12 protein-coding genes are annotated in these 16,195 nt (G+C 54.4%); 10 read left to right on the forward strand and 2 right to left on the reverse strand.

What is annotated here, in order from left to right; all coding sequences use genetic code 11:
* Positions 1-60 precede the first annotated feature (60 nt).
* The gene (locus FHS50_RS02705) at positions 61-1,515 is read left to right on the forward strand and encodes a heparinase II/III family protein (protein ID WP_183932846.1); all 1,455 of its coding nucleotides are present in this window, start codon (positions 61-63) and stop codon (positions 1,513-1,515) included.
* Positions 1,512-2,702, forward strand: coding sequence for a glycosyltransferase family 4 protein (locus tag FHS50_RS02710; RefSeq protein WP_183932847.1), 1,191 nt, complete (start codon positions 1,512-1,514; stop codon positions 2,700-2,702). The genes FHS50_RS02705 and FHS50_RS02710 overlap by 4 nt, the downstream gene beginning before the upstream one ends.
* Here FHS50_RS02710 and FHS50_RS10610 read toward each other — a convergent pair.
* Positions 2,695-3,894, reverse strand: a complete 1,200-nt coding sequence (locus FHS50_RS10610; RefSeq protein WP_221184822.1) for a hybrid nucleoside-diphosphate sugar epimerase/sugar transferase — start codon at positions 3,892-3,894, stop codon at positions 2,695-2,697. The genes FHS50_RS02710 and FHS50_RS10610 overlap by 8 nt on opposite strands.
* Complete coding sequence (locus tag FHS50_RS02720; RefSeq protein ID WP_183932848.1) at positions 3,891-5,834, reverse strand: nucleoside-diphosphate sugar epimerase/dehydratase; 1,944 nt, start codon at positions 5,832-5,834, stop codon at positions 3,891-3,893. The genes FHS50_RS10610 and FHS50_RS02720 overlap by 4 nt, the downstream gene beginning before the upstream one ends.
* Positions 5,835-6,201: 367 nt before the next feature.
* Between FHS50_RS02720 and pseB the strand changes: the two genes are divergently transcribed.
* The 8 genes from pseB (at position 6,202) to FHS50_RS02760 (ending at position 16,097) form a co-directional block, all read left to right on the forward strand.
* The gene (gene pseB, locus FHS50_RS02725; protein ID WP_183932849.1) at positions 6,202-7,200 is read left to right on the forward strand and encodes a UDP-N-acetylglucosamine 4,6-dehydratase (inverting); all 999 of its coding nucleotides are present in this window, start codon (positions 6,202-6,204) and stop codon (positions 7,198-7,200) included.
* Positions 7,200-8,363, forward strand: coding sequence for a UDP-4-amino-4,6-dideoxy-N-acetyl-beta-L-altrosamine transaminase (gene pseC, locus FHS50_RS02730; protein ID WP_183932850.1), 1,164 nt, complete (start codon positions 7,200-7,202; stop codon positions 8,361-8,363). The genes pseB and pseC overlap by 1 nt, the downstream gene beginning before the upstream one ends.
* Positions 8,364-8,403: 40 nt before the next feature.
* Entirely contained in the window at positions 8,404-10,182 is a 1,779-nt protein-coding gene (locus tag FHS50_RS02735; protein ID WP_183932851.1) for a cytidylyltransferase domain-containing protein, read from the forward strand.
* Positions 10,183-10,236: 54 nt separating this feature from the next.
* Positions 10,237-11,199 (forward strand): aldo/keto reductase, encoded by a 963-nt coding sequence (locus FHS50_RS02740; RefSeq protein WP_183932852.1) that lies wholly within the window; start codon positions 10,237-10,239, stop codon positions 11,197-11,199.
* Positions 11,196-11,978: an SDR family NAD(P)-dependent oxidoreductase gene (locus tag FHS50_RS02745; RefSeq protein WP_183932853.1), complete on the forward strand. Its 783-nt coding sequence runs from the start codon at positions 11,196-11,198 to the stop codon at positions 11,976-11,978. Before FHS50_RS02740 ends, FHS50_RS02745 begins: the two co-directional genes overlap by 4 nt.
* A 4-nt stretch (positions 11,979-11,982) precedes the next feature.
* Positions 11,983-13,575: a UDP-2,4-diacetamido-2,4,6-trideoxy-beta-L-altropyranose hydrolase gene (gene pseG, locus FHS50_RS02750; RefSeq protein ID WP_183932854.1), complete on the forward strand. Its 1,593-nt coding sequence runs from the start codon at positions 11,983-11,985 to the stop codon at positions 13,573-13,575.
* Positions 13,576-13,720: 145 nt separating this feature from the next.
* A complete protein-coding gene (gene pseI, locus FHS50_RS02755) occupies positions 13,721-14,797 on the forward strand; it encodes a pseudaminic acid synthase (RefSeq protein WP_183932855.1) in 1,077 nt (358 codons plus the stop codon).
* Positions 14,790-16,097 (forward strand): hypothetical protein, encoded by a 1,308-nt coding sequence (locus FHS50_RS02760; protein WP_183932856.1) that lies wholly within the window; start codon positions 14,790-14,792, stop codon positions 16,095-16,097. Before pseI ends, FHS50_RS02760 begins: the two co-directional genes overlap by 8 nt.
* Positions 16,098-16,195: the final 98 nt, after the last annotated feature.

A 16,195-nucleotide genomic window follows, 5' to 3' on the forward strand; every position in this document is an offset into this window, starting at 1 on the left:
TTGCCCGCTTGGCGCTCATGTCAGGGTAGCTGGGTGAAGCCAATTGCAAAGAAGCGAGCAATGCTTGGCGAACGGCGTTTCCGGTTCGTCGGGATCGATGGAAAATTGGGTGACGATGGTTGGCACGCACACCATCTGCCGCTCCTTTGGCGCTATAATCTCCATTATCTCGACGAGTTGACTAGCGACAACTCGGAGCAGCGCGAAGCCGAACTTAGCAGCCTGTTAATGCGATGGATCAGAGAGGTCGAACCGGGAACCGAAGTTGCTTGGGATCCCTACCCGCTATCGCTCCGAATTGTGAATATCGTTAAGCTTGGGCTCCGGCGAGGCGGGCTCCAACGCAGTGTGCGCGCCAGTCTTGCGCATCAGGCCCGCTGGCTCGCGGCTAACCTCGAGACGCACCTGCTTGCAAATCACTATTTCACCAATGGCAAGGCGCTGTTTTTTGCGGGTTCACTGTTAGAGGGTGAAGAGTCCGGGGAATGGCGAAAAAGGGGTGCACAGATTGTTGCTGAGCAGGTTGAGGAACAATTCCTTGACGATGGAGGGCATTACGAGCGCAGCCCGATGTATCAAGCGATACTGACCGAGGATCTCTTAGACCTCGTAAATCTGTGCCGCCACTGCGAGCATGGACCACTGCTTGCAAGTCTGGAGGCCCACGCCTCAAGAGCCGTCGAATGGCTAATCGCTATGTGTCATCCCGACGGTGACATTTCCTTTTTCAATGACAGTGCGCTTGGAGTAGCACCTCGCCCTTACCGCATCGCAGATTATGCCAATCGACTAGCAATCAAATTTGACCCCCTTCCAGGTTCGCGGCTTCTGCGATCGAGTGGGTATGCGCGCTTAAAGGCTGGGGACGCTGTCGTGCTGGCTGACGCGGCGCCGCTGGGCCCCGAATATCAGCCAGGTCACGGGCATGCTGATACGCTGAGCTTCGAGTTGTCTGTGGGACCTCAACGCGTCGTGGTCAATTCAGGCATTTCGCACTACGAATGCGATTCCGAGCGACTGCGGCAGCGCGCAACCGCGGCACATTCAACTCTGGTTTTTGACGACAAGGATAGTTCGGAGGTCTGGTCGGCCTTCCGGGTAGGCCGACGCGCTCGCCCCCTGATCGAAAAGTTCGACAGAGATGCGGGAGTTTTCAAAGCAGCGCACGATGGCTATGCGCATCTACCTGGGAAACCCGTGCATCGCCGCTCTTGGACGCTCGACACTGGTTGCCTGGCGGTAACTGACTGGATTGATGCCCGACGCGGGCGTACGGCGCGAGCATATTTTCATCTCCACCCTGATCTTGAAGTCGAGCACCACTGCGAAGACGGCATAGTGCTTCGCGCGAGCCGACTGCGGGTGGGGGTTAAGGCCGACTTCCCGCTGGTGATTGAATTTGGAAGTTGGCATCCGCGCTTCGGCGAGCGGGTAGGCAACTGTGCGCTGCGTATCGATTGGGATGATCCCGATGCTGAAATATGCCAGACCCGGTTTACTTGGAGTGATGCGTGAATATCCTTCTACTCACCTATTACTTTCCTCCCGATCTTAGCGCGGGCTCCTTTCGCAGTGGCGCACTCGTCGATGCATTGCTCGGACAGATGGATTCGCACGATCAATTGCGGGTTGTCACAACCCACCCCAATCGCTATGCGGAAATGCGAACTGCTGGCGGTTCGCAATTTCATGACGATGAGCGGTTCTCGGTGGTGCGCGCAAGCATCCCGGCGCATCGCAGCGGCTTTGTCGACCAAGCTCTTGGGTTTCGGCATTTTGCTCGTGCCGCATGGGAGGCCGCGCTTGCGTTCAAGCCAGACCTTGTGGTTGCAACTTCATCTCGGCTCGCAACTGCGGCGCTCGGCGCGGCCGTTGCACGTCGAAATGGCGCCAAGCTCTATCTCGATTTGCGCGATATTTTCACCGAAACACTGGCTGACGTCGTTTCCACCGGGCCGATGCGCACGTTAATTCCGCTATTTTCTCGCGTAGAACACTGGGCGCTACGCCGCGCTGATAGAATCAACATAGTGTCGCCTGCTTTTGCAGACTATTTTGGTCCGATAGTGGGGCATCGGGAGTTCTCAACTTTCACCAACGGCGTAGACAGCCTTTTCCTGGAGGCGATACCTCCCGGGCTAAACCGAGATTCGGCTCAACGAATTGTAATGGTGGCGGGCAATATGGGCGATGGGCAGGGGCTCCACCGTATTATCCCGCAAGTAGCGGAGCGGCTTGAAGGAACAGGGCTAACCTTCCGTCTAATTGGCGGTGGGGGTAGGCGCCCGGAGCTCGAAAATGCGCTAGAACAGAGTGACGCTGGGAGGTTTGCCGAAATCCGGGACCCCATCCCCCGCGAAGAGTTGATTGAGCAATATCATGAAGCGTCGGTTCTCTTCCTCCACCTCAATGACTTGAGAGCTTTTGACCGTGTGCTCCCGTCGAAAATATTCGAGTACGCCGCGACGGGCCTTCCTATTGTGGCAGGCGTAAAAGGCTATGCTCGCCGATTTCTCGATGAAAACGTAGTGGGGGCATTTACCTTCGATCCGTGTGATGTGGATGGGTGTCTCGCCGCGCTAAAGGCAAGCGCAGCTGGCCCCCCTCGTTACGATCGCACGAAATTCGTCGAGCGATATGCCCGGTGCAATATCATGAAGCAGATGGCCCGCGAAATCTTATTGCATGGACAGATTAGTTAGCGGTGCGGTCCCCGCCGCCCCTACCCAAAAAAGTCTGGACTAGAATTCGCAGGTCAAGCGCAAGGCAGCGAAGCTGGAGGTAACGCTCGTCCCATTGTGCGAGACGCACAGGGTTGCTCATGTCAACACCGTTGATCTGCGCTAAGCCGGTTAGTCCTGGACGGATCTGGTAAATGCCACGATTCCGCCTCTCCGTTATCAGTTTTTGTTGAACGGGCAGGCAGGGGCGGGGACCCACGACGCTCAATTCACGCCGCGCGATGTTAAAAATTTGCGGAAGTTCGTCAATTTTGAGCCGGCGAAGCCATTTACCTACTCTAGTGACTTCCGCGGCTGAGACTTCGTGAGTGCCAGCTTGCCTGGTACCCACACGCATAGTCCTGAACTTGTACAGGATGAAAACCCGCTCGTCCTTCCCTACTCGAGGCTGAGCAAAAATTGCCGGTCCCCTGCTCTCCAAACGGATCAGGATCGTTACGAGCAGCATTAGCCACCCAATCAGCAGTATGACAAAAGCGACGAATGCCATGTCGATAAGAAAGCTTGCAATGCGGTACAAAGTGTTTTGTCCGTTATCGGGTACAAGGCGCCGGACGGGCGACGAGTTTGAATTGTCCAAACACTCGTGGACGGCTTTGAGCGCGTCGTTTGCAGGAATTGTCGGCTTAATAGCCGCCGCCCAGCGCCAGAGGGTATGAGACAAGCTGCCTTCGGGTGCTGTAATCAATTTTGGAAGCACCAGCCAGCAGATGTCTTTTCCGCCATCGAGACGTGCCCATTCCTGCGCCTCGGCTTTACTGATCGCATACGGGCTGCAATTTCCGGGATCGAGAGCGTGGGTCGAGGAAAACGCAAGAATTCGCCTGATTCCGATAGATCGTGCAGTTCCCACTAGGGCGGTAAATCGGTCTACATTGACCGCGCGAAACGCTTTCAGGTCGCCTTTCGCGTCATTGTTCAGAACGGCAAGGTCGACCAGTGCGTCGCAACCCCGAGCAGCGACACCGAAGTCGGCGCAGTGATGGCAATCATGTTGTGGAAATATACGGGCCAATGCTGCGGCATCGCGTCCAAACAATCGCAATTGGGCACCGTGCTTGGCGAGGTAAGGGACGAGCAGCCGTCCGAGCTTTCCACTCGCTCCGGTCAGCGCGATGGTTTTTCCGTCTAGACTCCTCTCCGTGTTCGTCATCGGGTCCGGGCCCGATTCCTCATCGCCGGAGGCGCAATATCGTCTTCGGTGCGATCGCGATCGTGATTAAATTCTTCTACCTGCTCTTTCAGCCAATCAACCAAATCCTGATGCGCATTATTCTCGATCAGTGGCACGAGGGTCGCGATGGCTTGCTCAATGTCCCGCCATTCTGGGCGCTGTTCATGGGCATTAACAATGCGGGGGTGGCGCGTCGGTAGGGGCGCATCATTGATCAACAATTCCTCGTAAAGCTTTTCACCAGGGCGCAGTCCCACTTCGACGATTTCGATATCGCCGTCCGGGTTTAGTTCATCGCGCACCTCGAGTCCCGACAATTCAATCAACGAGCGGGCAAGGTCGGCAATTCGGACGGGTTCACCCATATCAAGCAAGAAAATCTCCCCGCCTTCCGCCATCGCGCCGGCTTGGATCACAAGCTGGGCAGCCTCGGGAATGGTCATGAAAAAACGGGTAACGTCGCGATGGGTGATTGTTACAGGGCCGCCATGCTGGATTTGCTCGCGAAAACGCGGCACCACCGATCCACTGGAACCAAGCACGTTGCCAAATCGAACCGCCGAGAAACACGTGCGATCCTGGACGGCAGCGCGCGCCTGTATAATCTGTTCGCATACCCGCTTCGAGGCGCCCATTACGTTCGTGGGACGCACCGCCTTATCTGTGCTCACAAGGATGAAGCGGTCGGTGCCGTGACGCTCGGCGGCGAGAGCGCAATAGAGCGTGGACGTGACATTGTTCCGGATGCCTGCCGCTACGTTTGCCTCAACCAATGGCACATGCTTGTAGGCGGCAGCATGATAGATCGTCTGGGGCTGACGTTCAGAGAATAACCGCTCGACCTCGTGCTCATTAGCGACATCCACGAGCTCCGATACAATCTCCGCCTTGATACCGCTTTCTCGGGCCATGTCGCGCAATTCATGGTCAATCGCGTAAAGTGCATATTCGGACTGGTCGGCAATAATGAGCTGAGCGGGCGACTGGTGAAGAATCTGACGGCAAAGCTCACTTCCGATCGAACCGCCTGCTCCGGTCACAAGCACACGTCGCGCCATGATGTTGCGCCCGATCAATTCAGGAACGGGTTCAACTGGATCGCGTCCTAGAAGATCACCTATTTCAATTGGGCGTAGGTCGCTCACGCTGACCTTGTCATAGGCTACGTCTGCAATACTCGGAAGTACGCGGACGTGAGGGCGCATGCCGCTGGCTCGCAGCCGATCGAGTAATTCACGGCGCTTTGCACGCTGCCCTTTTTCGGCATTGGCGAGGAAGAGCTCATCAATATTGGCACCTGCGAGCACTTCCTCGAGATCACTTTCATGCCAGATCGGCACGCCTTCGAGGAGCCCCCCTACTTCTTTACCGCTATGGTCAATAATGCCCACGAGCCGTAGGCCGGGTTCGCGTCCCACCGCCACAGCGATTTGCTGCATGGCGCTCCCCGCGCCGTAGACGATGACTCGTTTGGGCGCTGAAGTCGAATCACGTCCTTCCAGATAAGGTTGGATCAAGCTTGAGAGGACGACCCGTAACGTGGCGATGAAGCAAAAGAACAGCACCGGGACGAGAATGCTGAGCGTGCGGGGCACTCCCGCTGGCTGGGTCAACAGAATAACGAAGGCCAGTAAAGCGACCATCACAATCGTAGCGCGCCCGACGAGAATGATTGTGTGGCGCCCTGTGTAACGAACCGTGGAGCGATACGGGCGCACAATCAAAGAAGCGAGTGTCCAGCAGCCGAGCGAATAGGCGCTAATCACGACGTAATCATCAAAATCGACCTGCGTAACGCCAAGTCGGATCGAAAATGCAGCCCACGCTGCAATAAGGCAGGCGAAGATATCGGCAAGCATCACTACGGCGTGCCTCACGGCACGGGGCAATGCGATCATGCGCCTAATCAGCGGCATCATAAAGTGATGATAGTGAGGGATGTTAGCGTGCCCCATAATATGTTCGCCGATCAGTGGACGAAACTTGACTCATGCACGTCGGCTGCACTCCTCACGACCTCTTTTTTTGGTGTCGAGCCGAAGGGAAGACGACTTGCCAGGGCTTTATGCGCTCAAGTTGGAACCGGCAAGTCTCCGGCGTATTCCAACCCTCGCGCATTGGCTCATTATTCCGAGCGCCCAGTTCCAGGGTCCATGCTCAGTTGAAGTCGCTATACGAATGGGATAGGCGGCCGTTAGGCCTCGTGGGGAAACCCCTCCTGCCAGACCCAGCTAATGAATTCTCAGGGTGGCTAGATGCTGCTCGCTGTCAACGGAGTGTTGTAGCATGTTTGAAGGCAAAACCATTCTTGTAACGGGCGGCACAGGATCGTTTGGCCATGCCTTCGTGCCAATGACGCTCAAACGTTTTAACCCTAAAAAAATCATTATCTTTTCGCGCGACGAGATGAAGCAATGGGAGATGGCCAAGAAGTTTGACGGCGATGAACGCGTGCGGTTCTTCATTGGCGACGTGCGCGATCGGGAGAGGCTATACCGCGCTCTCGACGGAGTGGATTTCGTCGTGCATGCCGCAGCGACAAAAATTGTGCCGACTGCCGAGTACAATCCCTTCGAGTGTGTCAAAACCAACATTAATGGCGCAATGAACCTGATTGATGCTTGTATTGATAAAGGTGTCGAACGGGTAGTCGCGCTTTCAACCGACAAGGCGTCGAGTCCGATCAACCTATACGGTGCGACAAAACTGGCTTCCGACAAACTGTTTGTCGCCGGTAACAGTTATTCCGGGTCGGGAAAGACGCGATTTTCTGTGGTGCGCTACGGTAATGTCATGGGATCGCGCGGCTCGGTTATACCCTTTTTCCAGTCAATTCGCGGAAAGGGCAAGGTGCCGATCACCGATGTTCGGATGACCCGATTTATGATCAGCCTGGAACAGGGTGTTGAATTGGTATGGCATGCTTTCGAGGACATGGTCGGAGGCGAGATCTATGTTAAGAAAATCCCGTCGATGAGGGTAACCGACCTTGCACGGGTTGTGGCCCCCGATGCAGAACAGGAGGTGGTCGGCATCCGCCCCGGAGAAAAGCTTCACGAGCAGATGATCGGATTTGAAGATGCACCCTACACATATGAATATGACGAGCATTACAAAATCCTTCCCGCTATTCACGGCTGGGATCAAACCTCAGACCGGATCAAGGATGGCAAGCGGGTCGAGGCCGGCTTCACATATTCCAGCGACAACAATGAAAGCTGGATGAGCGAAAGCGAATTGGCGCAGTGGATCGAGGACAATCGTGGGAAAATCGGGGCGATCTGATGGCTTTCATCCCTTACGGTCGCCAATCGATTAGCGACGAGGACATCGCTGCGGTCATTAGGGTGCTGAAGTCAGATTTCCTTACCCAAGGACCCGCGGTTCCAAATTTTGAGGAGAAAATTTCTACTGCGACGTGCGCTCGCCACGCGGTAGCAGTCAATAGTGCGACTTCGGCACTACATATTGCATGTCTGGCCCTGGGGCTTGGGCCGGGCGACTGGCTTTGGACCAGCCCTGTCACTTTCGTCGCGTCTGCTAATTGCGGGCTCTATTGTGGGGCGCGGGTCGATTTCGTCGACATCGACCCGCGAAGTTACAATCTCGACCCCGACCGCCTTGAGGAAAAGCTGCTGGTCGCCGAACGTGAAGGGCGATTGCCCAAGGTGGTCGTTCCTGTGCATCTAACTGGGCAAAGCTGCGACATGGAGCGAATCTACAGGCTTTCGCAAAAGTATGGGTTTCGTGTCATAGAAGATGCCTCGCACGCCATCGGCGCTAGCTACAAGGGTCGACCGGTCGGTGATTGCCGATACTCGGATATCTGTGTCTTCAGCTTCCACCCAGTGAAAATCGTGACTTCAGCCGAGGGCGGGGTCGCTACAACTCAGGATGAAGTACTTGCCGAGCGGATGCGACTTTTGCGCAGCCATGGCATAACTCGTGATGATCAGCGGTTGCGAGAGCCCAGCCATGGCGGATGGTATTACGAGCAGCAGTTGCTCGGCTTCAACTATCGCATGACCGATATGCAGGCAGCGCTCGGGGCAAGCCAGATGGATCGGCTCGCCGAGTTCATCGATATGCGCCACCTGCTGGCAGACCGTTACGATCGGCTTCTCGACCTAGACGCATTGCAGCTGCCAGTCCGTCTGCCCGACCGTCGTTCGTCTCTGCATCTATACGTCATTCGGCTCGCGAAGGGAGGGGGAGGCATTGCGCAACGCGCGCTGTTCGATCATCTGCGCGAGGCGGAAATTGGCGCAAACCTCCATTATATCCCCGTCTATCGTCAGCCCTATTATCGCGAAATGGGTTTCGATCCGTCGGACTTTCCGCAGGCCGAAGCCTATTACCGCGAAGCGATTACGATACCGCTTTTTCCTGCCATGAACGAAGAGCAGCAAGACTATGTGATCGCAGCAATCCGGAAAGCGATATGTTAAGCAATCATACGGATGTGATGCCTGTATTGGAGTGCTCAGAATGAACGACACTATGCCGGTGTTGATGATCGAATTGGCTAATGCTCATGGTGGCGTTGAGCAAGTTATCGATGCCATGATCGAGGCGGCGATCGCAGTTGAGTACCCTGACAAGGTAATCAAATTTCAGCCCTTCAAATTCGATCTGATCGCAATTCCGGACTTCGAATACTACTCAGTGTATCGGGATTTGTATTTTTCTCCTAGTGAATGGGGGCGAATGATCCTAAAAACGGCAAGTAACTGTAAAGTTTGCTTGGACATTTTGGATCTCTATAGTTGTGAAATTTTGCGATCGAATTGTGAGCAAATCTCATTTATCAAATTCCAATCGTCCATATTAGAGAATTACGAGGTCCTAACCGCGCTTCGATCGATCGATCTCAGCGACAAAAAAATCTTGGTCAATGTCTCAGGCCTTTCGCTCGATAGAATTGATGCGACGCTTGAGGAGTTGGGAAGTTTTGGCGCGCAAATCATTCTGCAGGTCGGATTTCAATCCTACCCGACACACCCTGAGGATCTTGGTTTGCAGAAAATAGAGCGTCTTGCGGCCCGGTTTCCTGAGTATGAACTGGGTATCGCGGACCATAGCGATGCGAACAGTGCTTTTGCGCAAATAGCTCCCCTTCTCGCAGTGGCGAAAGGAGCAAAATATGTTGAGAAACACATCTGCATTTCGCGCACATCTGCTAAATTCGACGGTTCCGCCGCTTTGGAGCCTCAGGAGATGCAGAATCTCGCAGAGCATCTTAAGTTAGTTCATGCGTCGAGCCAGGCGCAATTTGTCCCTCGGAGCGAACGGACTTATCTGGATTCTACGATCCAAGTGCCGGTTGCCGCTCGGATGGTTTCGGCCGGTTCTCTTCTTTCGGACGTCGACCTCTTATATCGCCGGACGGCGCAGTCTGGCCTTAAAAGGCACGAGCTTTTTGAACTGCAAAGGAGGCGCTACATTCTCGCCGAGCCTGTCGATACTTTTAATGTAGTCGCTGCCGAAAACTTTCGATCTGCGAAGGTTGCAGCGATCATCGCTGCTCGCATGAAATCGACACGTCTGAAGCGAAAAGCACTATTGGAAATCGGCGGAACCGCATCATCTGTGCGCTGCTTGCGTCAGTGCGCAGCCGCTCGAGGCGTCCAACAAACTATTCTCGCTACGTCTGACATTGAAGAAGATGGAGTACTAGAGAATGTAGCACGAGAGGCGGGCGTAGATTTTTGGAAAGGCGACAAGGACGACGTAATTGATCGTTACCTCGGGGCGTGCAAACATTACGATATAGACGTGGTGGTTCGGATGACAGCGGATAATGTTTTTGCATCTCCAGAAATAATCGATTTCCTTCTTGATAGCCATTTTGCAACCGGGGCTGATTATACGGCGGCTGCAGATTTTGTTGTTGGTACGGCTTCTGAAATAATTAATCGTGAGGCACTACAGAGAGTTGCCGATCATTTTGGTAGGGCCGAGCATTCCGAATATATGACTTGGTATTTCCAGAACAATAAAGACAGGTTTAAGGTGAATATTGTCGACCTGCCTAAAGATTGGGTCGGCGATTTTCGTCTCACCCTCGATTATGAAGAGGATCGTGAGATGATGGATGAACTCGCTCACCGGCTCGGGAAAAAGGAACGAGTTTACGCGCTCGACGATGTTCTTTCGGTTCTTCGATCGGACCCGGCGCTTGCTGGAAAAAACGCGCATATCGGGCTGCGCTATAAGGAGGATAAGAACCTCATCGATATGCTCGATCACCAAACCCGTATGAAATAGATCGAACCGGGCCGCGTTTTGCTAATGCGACGAGATTAATGGCACGGCGGTGCCGTGTATCGCAATAATGTCATCGAGTGCTCCGAAGGAGTTAAGTCAATGCCATCGTCGGATGCAGCCCGTCATGCACGAAGGGGTTTCCACTTTGCTGAACGAATTGTCGGCACCGCTCAGTGGGGACTTGATTATGGCATCGCCAATCGCACAGGCCTGCCCTGCGAAAATGAGGTTCATGAAATGATGCGACTTGCATATCAGGGTGGAGTTCGAACGCTGGATACGGCAAGAGCATACGGAGATAGTGAAGAGCGTATTGGGCGCAGCGCGCTTAGTTCTCGATTTACAATTCTAACGAAAACGCCTCCGAATATGGGTCCTCGTTCCGAGGATGTCCGCTCAGCAATCGAGGAATCTCTTTCTGCGCTGCGTCGTGACAGGCTTGACGGCTTGCTACTCCATCGCATCGCCCAACTAGCCCATGAGCAAACTATGCAAGCGCTAATGGACGCACAGGCTAATGGTCTCATCGAACGAATAGGGGTTTCTGTTCAGGGGCCGGAGGAAATGGAGAAGGCGCTTGGAGACGAGCGCATTTCGATAATCCAATTTGCGTACAATCTGCTTGATAACCGTTGGGAGAGCTTTTTGGCGCGTTTTGAAAAGGTCCGGAAAGAGCGCGATCTTAAACTCCACGCCCGCTCTGCGTTGCTCCAGGGGTTGCTTCTTTCTCGCGATCCCCATCATTGGCGCATGGCCCACGTTGAAGACCCTCATCCTATTTGGCGATGGCTTGATAATCTAGTTTTGGCCAATGAGAACCGTTCGCTGGCCGAGTTATTGATTGAGGGTGTACGGCGTCTGGAATGGATCGACGCGGTCATCATCGGTGTCGAGACTCCCGCTCAGCTTCGCGCTCTGCTCGGTAATCGGGACTCATCCGATTTGATCATTCCCGCTGATCGCCCGAGCATTCAACCTGAAACCCTAAATCCAGCGTTGTGGACCCAAGCGGCATGATCACTTCCGATGCTCCATTGGTGGGGCGAAATGTAATGATTACTGGCGCCATGGGTTATCTGGGACGGGCGATGGTCGCGCGATTTCTTGAGGCAGGCGCATTTGTGGTGGCGCAAGGCCGCACCCCCAAAAAACTTGACCTACTCGATGGTGGGGCTAGCGAGAATCTCAAGTACGCATGTTTCGATATCACTGATGCGGCGGCTTGCGAGACCTTTTTCGAGCGCTTTGGCCAACCGCTGCATGCATTAGTGCATAATGCCTATGCTGGGCGGGGTGGAACGCTCGCAACGGCTAGTGACGAGGATTTCCGACAAAGCTACGAGGTTGCGATGGTTGCGGCGCAGCGCTTAACTCGGCTTGCACTTCCGGCACTACGGAGGGGAAGTGCTGAGTATGGTGATGCCGCAATTCTCGCAATCGCCTCGATGTATGGCAAAGTGAGTCCAGATCCTTCGTTATACTTGGAACCGGAGGCAACCAACCCACCATTTTACGGGGCCGCCAAGGCAGCGCTGATCCAATGGGCCCGCTATGCGTCTGTCGAACTCGCTCGCGAAGGAATCCGCGTAAACAGCCTGTCCCCGGGTCCGATACCTAATAAAAAAGTGCGCGAAGAAGCGCCGGATTTCGTCCAGAAGCTCGCGAGCAAAGTGCCGCTTGGTCGGACGGGGCGTCCAGACGAGGTAGCGCAAGCCGCCGTGTTCCTTTGTTCGCCTGCAGCATCTTTCGTTACCGGGGCCGATCTGCCAGTCGATGGCGGTTGGACCGCTCTGTAGAGAGATGACCGTCTTTCGATCAATCCTTTTTCGCTGTGATGCATCCCGACTATCGGGAATCGGTCATATGGAGCGATGCCTGACGCTTGCTAATGCCCTTTTAGGACATTCGACGCGCACAACCTTTGCAGTTCGCCATTGTCCAGACGCGCTTGAAGAGAAAATCCGCGCACAGGGGCATAGTGTGGAGCGCCTTCGAAAAGGGAGTAATGATCAATCACTCACTGGCTATCTGCGCTGGCTGGGTGTTTCCTCTTCGCGCGACGCAGCGGAAACGCTTGAGGTCGCTCGATCGGTCGAGGCCGACTTAGTCGTGGTGGACCATTATGCGCTTGGCCTAGAATGGGAAGCCTCTTTGGCTACCGTGGGCGCGGCGATCATGGCGATCGACGATCTCGCCGACCGTGTGCATCATGCTGATTTGCTTCTCGATCAAAATCTGGGCAGGTGCGCCGAACATTACTCGAAGCTTGTACCATCCGACTGCGAAGTGCTTACTGGCCCCGAATTCGGATTGCTCCGCCCCGAATTCGCAGCGGAACGATCGGCCGCGCTAGCACGGCGCAAGGACCCCGGGCGCCATCTGCTTATCAGTCTTGGCGGGGTGGACAAGGACGATTTTTCGGGAAGGGTGCTGCGTGAGTTAGCAGAGTTGGGGTGGCATTCGCTCGAACAACTTACAGTAGTGATGGGGAGTTCGGCGCCTCATCGCGACGCGGTTTGTAGGCTTCTGGAGGACTGTCCGATCCCCCACCGTGTCGAGGTCGACAGTGATCAGATGGCCGCACTTTTCCGTGACGCTGATCTTGCCGTGGGCGGGGCGGGGTCAACATCTTGGGAGCGTTGTGCGCTAGGTTTGCCATCTCTGCTCGTTGTCCAATCGGAAAATCAAACTGTGATCGCAGATTCACTTGAAAAAGCGGGAGCCGCGATCTCGAGCGGGACGAACCCAAAAGCAGAAGACTTAGCAAGACTATTGGCGCTGCTTGATCGCCCAAGTGATTATCGCAGGCTAAGTAACAACGCCTCGGTACTTTGCGATGGTCGCGGGACGGGCCGCGTAGCTGCGGCTGTGAACCGGATGAAACACGCTGTGGATCTCTTGAAACCGCTAACCGAAACAGATTTGCAGATTTTGCTCGAATGGCGCAATCACGATGATGTTAGGAGGCACATGTATTCCAGTCGACCTATTGCGTTTGCTGATCATTGTCGTTGGTTTGAGAACTTAAAGCGAGACCCCTTGCGACAGGCCTTTATTTACGAGTGCGAAGGCAAGCCGAGCGGCTTCGTTCAATTCGAGAGAGATGACGCGGGCACTGTGGCTGAATGGGGCTTCCATGCAGCGCCTGGCAGCCCTAAGGGAACGGGTCGGCGTCTAGGCACGCTGGCGCTCGATTATCTTTTTGGTGTGATAGGGTGTGATGCAGTCCGAGGGGCAGTCATACTGTCAAATTACGCCTCGCTGTCATTTCATCGAGTGTTCGGCTTCGAGCCAGACGGCCAGCCAGTCGAAATTCGAAAAGGCGATTATTCGGGTGATGTGCAGTATTTGCGACTGACGCGAGATCGATGGTTTGAATGCAGAAAGGTATGACGCCGGTGCCCCATGGTCTAAGAGTGGATGAGCGAAGGGGGGCGTGCGACAGAGATCGATTGAGCTTCGACACGACAAAAGAAATAGAGCAATACGTCTCCCGCAGAGGCTTCGCACTTAACTCGTGAAAGATGGTGATTATCCCATGGATTCTCATACAATTGAAATCGATGGTCGCAAGATCGGCGGGGGCTTTCCCCCCTACGTTATCGCAGAGGTTTCGGCCAATCATAATGGTTCGCTTGATCGTGCATTCGGGATCATCGACGAAGCCGCTCGAGCCGGGGCCGACTGCATCAAGCTGCAAACCTATACTGCTGATACGATGACGCTGAAGTCAACGAGGCCGGACTTCAAGATTGAAGGCGGGCTGTGGGATGGAGAGTATCTCCATGACCTATATGAGCGGGCTTACACGCCTTGGGATTGGTTTCCTCGGATTTTCGATCGGTGCCGCAAGCTCGGCATTACTGCCTTTTCCTCACCTTTTGACAAAAGCGCGGTCGACTTTCTCGAAGATTTAGGCGCTCCAGCTTACAAGATCGCCTCGTTTGAAGCGATCGACCTGCCGTTGATCCGATATGTTGCCTTGACGGGTAAGCCGTTGATCATTTCGACGGGCATGGCTGATGCTGAGGAAATCGAGGAAGCAATCTCCGCGGCGCGCGAAGCGGGGTGCCGCCAGCTCGCCATTTTGCATTGCGTAAGTGGCTACCCGGCCCCAGCGGCCGATTACAACTTGCGTACGATCCCTGACATGCGGGAGAAGTTCGGGGTGGTCGTGGGGCTCTCCGACCATACGTTGTCGAATTATACCGCGATTGCCTCAGTCGCGCTTGGTGCGTCAATTATTGAGAAACATTTCACCCTCGATCGCAAAGCTGGGGGGCCTGATGACAGTTTCTCGCTCGAACCTGCCGAATTGAGAAATCTAGTGGAAGGCGCGCGTACAACCTTCGAGGCGTTGGGTGCGGTCGACTATGGTCGTAAGTCGAGTGAAATCGGCAATGTGCAATTCCGGCGATCACTGTATTTCGTGACCGATCTCGAAGCGGGCGCCACCATCGGACCCAACGATATTCGCTCGGTGCGGCCCGGATTCGGCTTACCTCCCAAATATTTTGATCAGATCGTCGGCTGTACCCTGCGAGAGCCGGTGAGCTACGGTACGCCAGTAACTAGCAGGCATTTGGCGTCGGAAGGCCTGGAGGCCGATGGCTGAGCTTCCTTTACCTGATCGACCCCGTCCACATCTCCAGCCTGCGTTCGTAGAAAGCAGTAGAGTGGCTTTAGCGGATTTAAGGAAGTCTTGGCACCCGATCGTTTGGGGGCTGATCGTATATGTTGCTGTCGCTAACCTTTTGATTTCGGCCTTAACTCCGTTGCGAATTGCCGGCATTCTGGATCCGGTGGAGCTGCGCAACCCCTTACTGATCGCATCGCTTGGCCTTTGGGTAGTCCTTGGAAACCCCTTTCGAATACTTAAGCCGCGTTTCTTGGTACAATATGTGTTAATTCTTATGATCGTCGTATCAGCTTGGCGCGGGATCGAAAATTTTTATAACCCGTTTTACCAGCGCAACTATCTCTCGCACCTTTTCCAACTTGGCAGTGCCTATTGCCTTCTAGGGGTGGGTTATCATGCGTCGAACCAGATTCCAAAAAAGGTTTGGATGATATTAGGTTGGGCGACAGTTGGCGCTGTACTCTTGTCAACGCAGACGATTATCTCTTCGCTTGAGAGAGGTGAGGTAGAGCGCTTCTATACTGCCGCTTACTCACTATTGTTGCCTATGGCCTTCGGACTGCTGTATTCGCGGCGCATGGCGATTGCTTCTTTTTTATTATTAATCATCTCGAATAAACGAGCTGTAATGCTAGCAATTGCCCCGATGTTCGCGGTTTTCATGAAAATCGGCCCTTCTTCGCATGCCCGAAGGAGAAAAGTGACCGAAAAATTGCTCATGCTATTGGTCGGCGTTAGCGTGATGGCATCAGCGGCGGCTTTGTTGGGATTTATCGCTGGAAGTGCGGGGAGCGACCAGTCTGGCGTGACTCGAGCGGCGCAAATTACTTACGAGCGTATGGCCTCCAGCATTGAGGTGGGGACGGGCGAGCGATCCCTGGAGGAGATTGATGCTGGGCGTACCTTTGAGGTGCAAACTGCGCTCGATACCCTTGACTCGTTTGAACTGGCGTTTGGCTCGGGAGCGGGCTGGACGATTTATCTAAGGGACCATTTTGCGCAGAACGTACATTTCACGCCCATCTCTTTGACCGTAGTGTTCGGGGTTTTTTTTGCGGTATATATTTATGCTTTCCTGATCAGGACAGTGTGGCGAGGAATGCGCCGAACTAGTGCGCCGACGGTGGCTGAAAGCATCGCGCCAATTTACTTGAGCGGTGCGATCGTCCACACCCTTTTCGCATATAGCATATTTATCGACTTTTTTATCTTCTTCTTCGCGGGTGCCGTGCTTGCGGGCGTTGAAAGAGATAAGGCAGCCCGATCTGCAGCTTGATGCCCCGTCTCTTGGTGAATCTGAGGAGCGATTGGGATGACCCGATCTGGAGGGGCGCTTCGAAGGAGCTGGTCCTATATGTTGGCCCTCCTCCGCCA

Origin of the sequence: Sphingomicrobium lutaoense (assembly GCF_014195685.1) — a bacterium.
In the GTDB taxonomy this organism is placed as follows: Bacteria; Pseudomonadota; Alphaproteobacteria; order Sphingomonadales; family Sphingomonadaceae; genus Sphingomicrobium; species Sphingomicrobium lutaoense.

Excerpts from the sequence above, each read along its gene's own strand:
- FHS50_RS02705 (WP_183932846.1), top strand. The coding sequence starts at position 61 with ATGCTTGGCGAACGGCGTTTCCGGTTCGTCGGGATCGATGGAAAATTG.
- FHS50_RS10610 (WP_221184822.1), bottom strand. The coding sequence starts at position 3,894 with ATGACGAACACGGAGAGGAGTCTAGACGGAAAAACCATCGCGCTGACC.
- FHS50_RS02720 (WP_183932848.1), bottom strand. The coding sequence starts at position 5,834 with ATGATGCCGCTGATTAGGCGCATGATCGCATTGCCCCGTGCCGTGAGG.
- pseB (WP_183932849.1), top strand. The coding sequence starts at position 6,202 with ATGTTTGAAGGCAAAACCATTCTTGTAACGGGCGGCACAGGATCGTTT.
- pseC (WP_183932850.1), top strand. The coding sequence starts at position 7,200 with ATGGCTTTCATCCCTTACGGTCGCCAATCGATTAGCGACGAGGACATC.
- FHS50_RS02735 (WP_183932851.1), top strand. The coding sequence starts at position 8,404 with ATGAACGACACTATGCCGGTGTTGATGATCGAATTGGCTAATGCTCAT.
- FHS50_RS02745 (WP_183932853.1), top strand. The coding sequence starts at position 11,196 with ATGATCACTTCCGATGCTCCATTGGTGGGGCGAAATGTAATGATTACT.
- pseG (WP_183932854.1), top strand. The coding sequence starts at position 11,983 with ATGACCGTCTTTCGATCAATCCTTTTTCGCTGTGATGCATCCCGACTA.
- pseI (WP_183932855.1), top strand. The coding sequence starts at position 13,721 with ATGGATTCTCATACAATTGAAATCGATGGTCGCAAGATCGGCGGGGGC.
- FHS50_RS02760 (WP_183932856.1), top strand. The coding sequence starts at position 14,790 with ATGGCTGAGCTTCCTTTACCTGATCGACCCCGTCCACATCTCCAGCCT.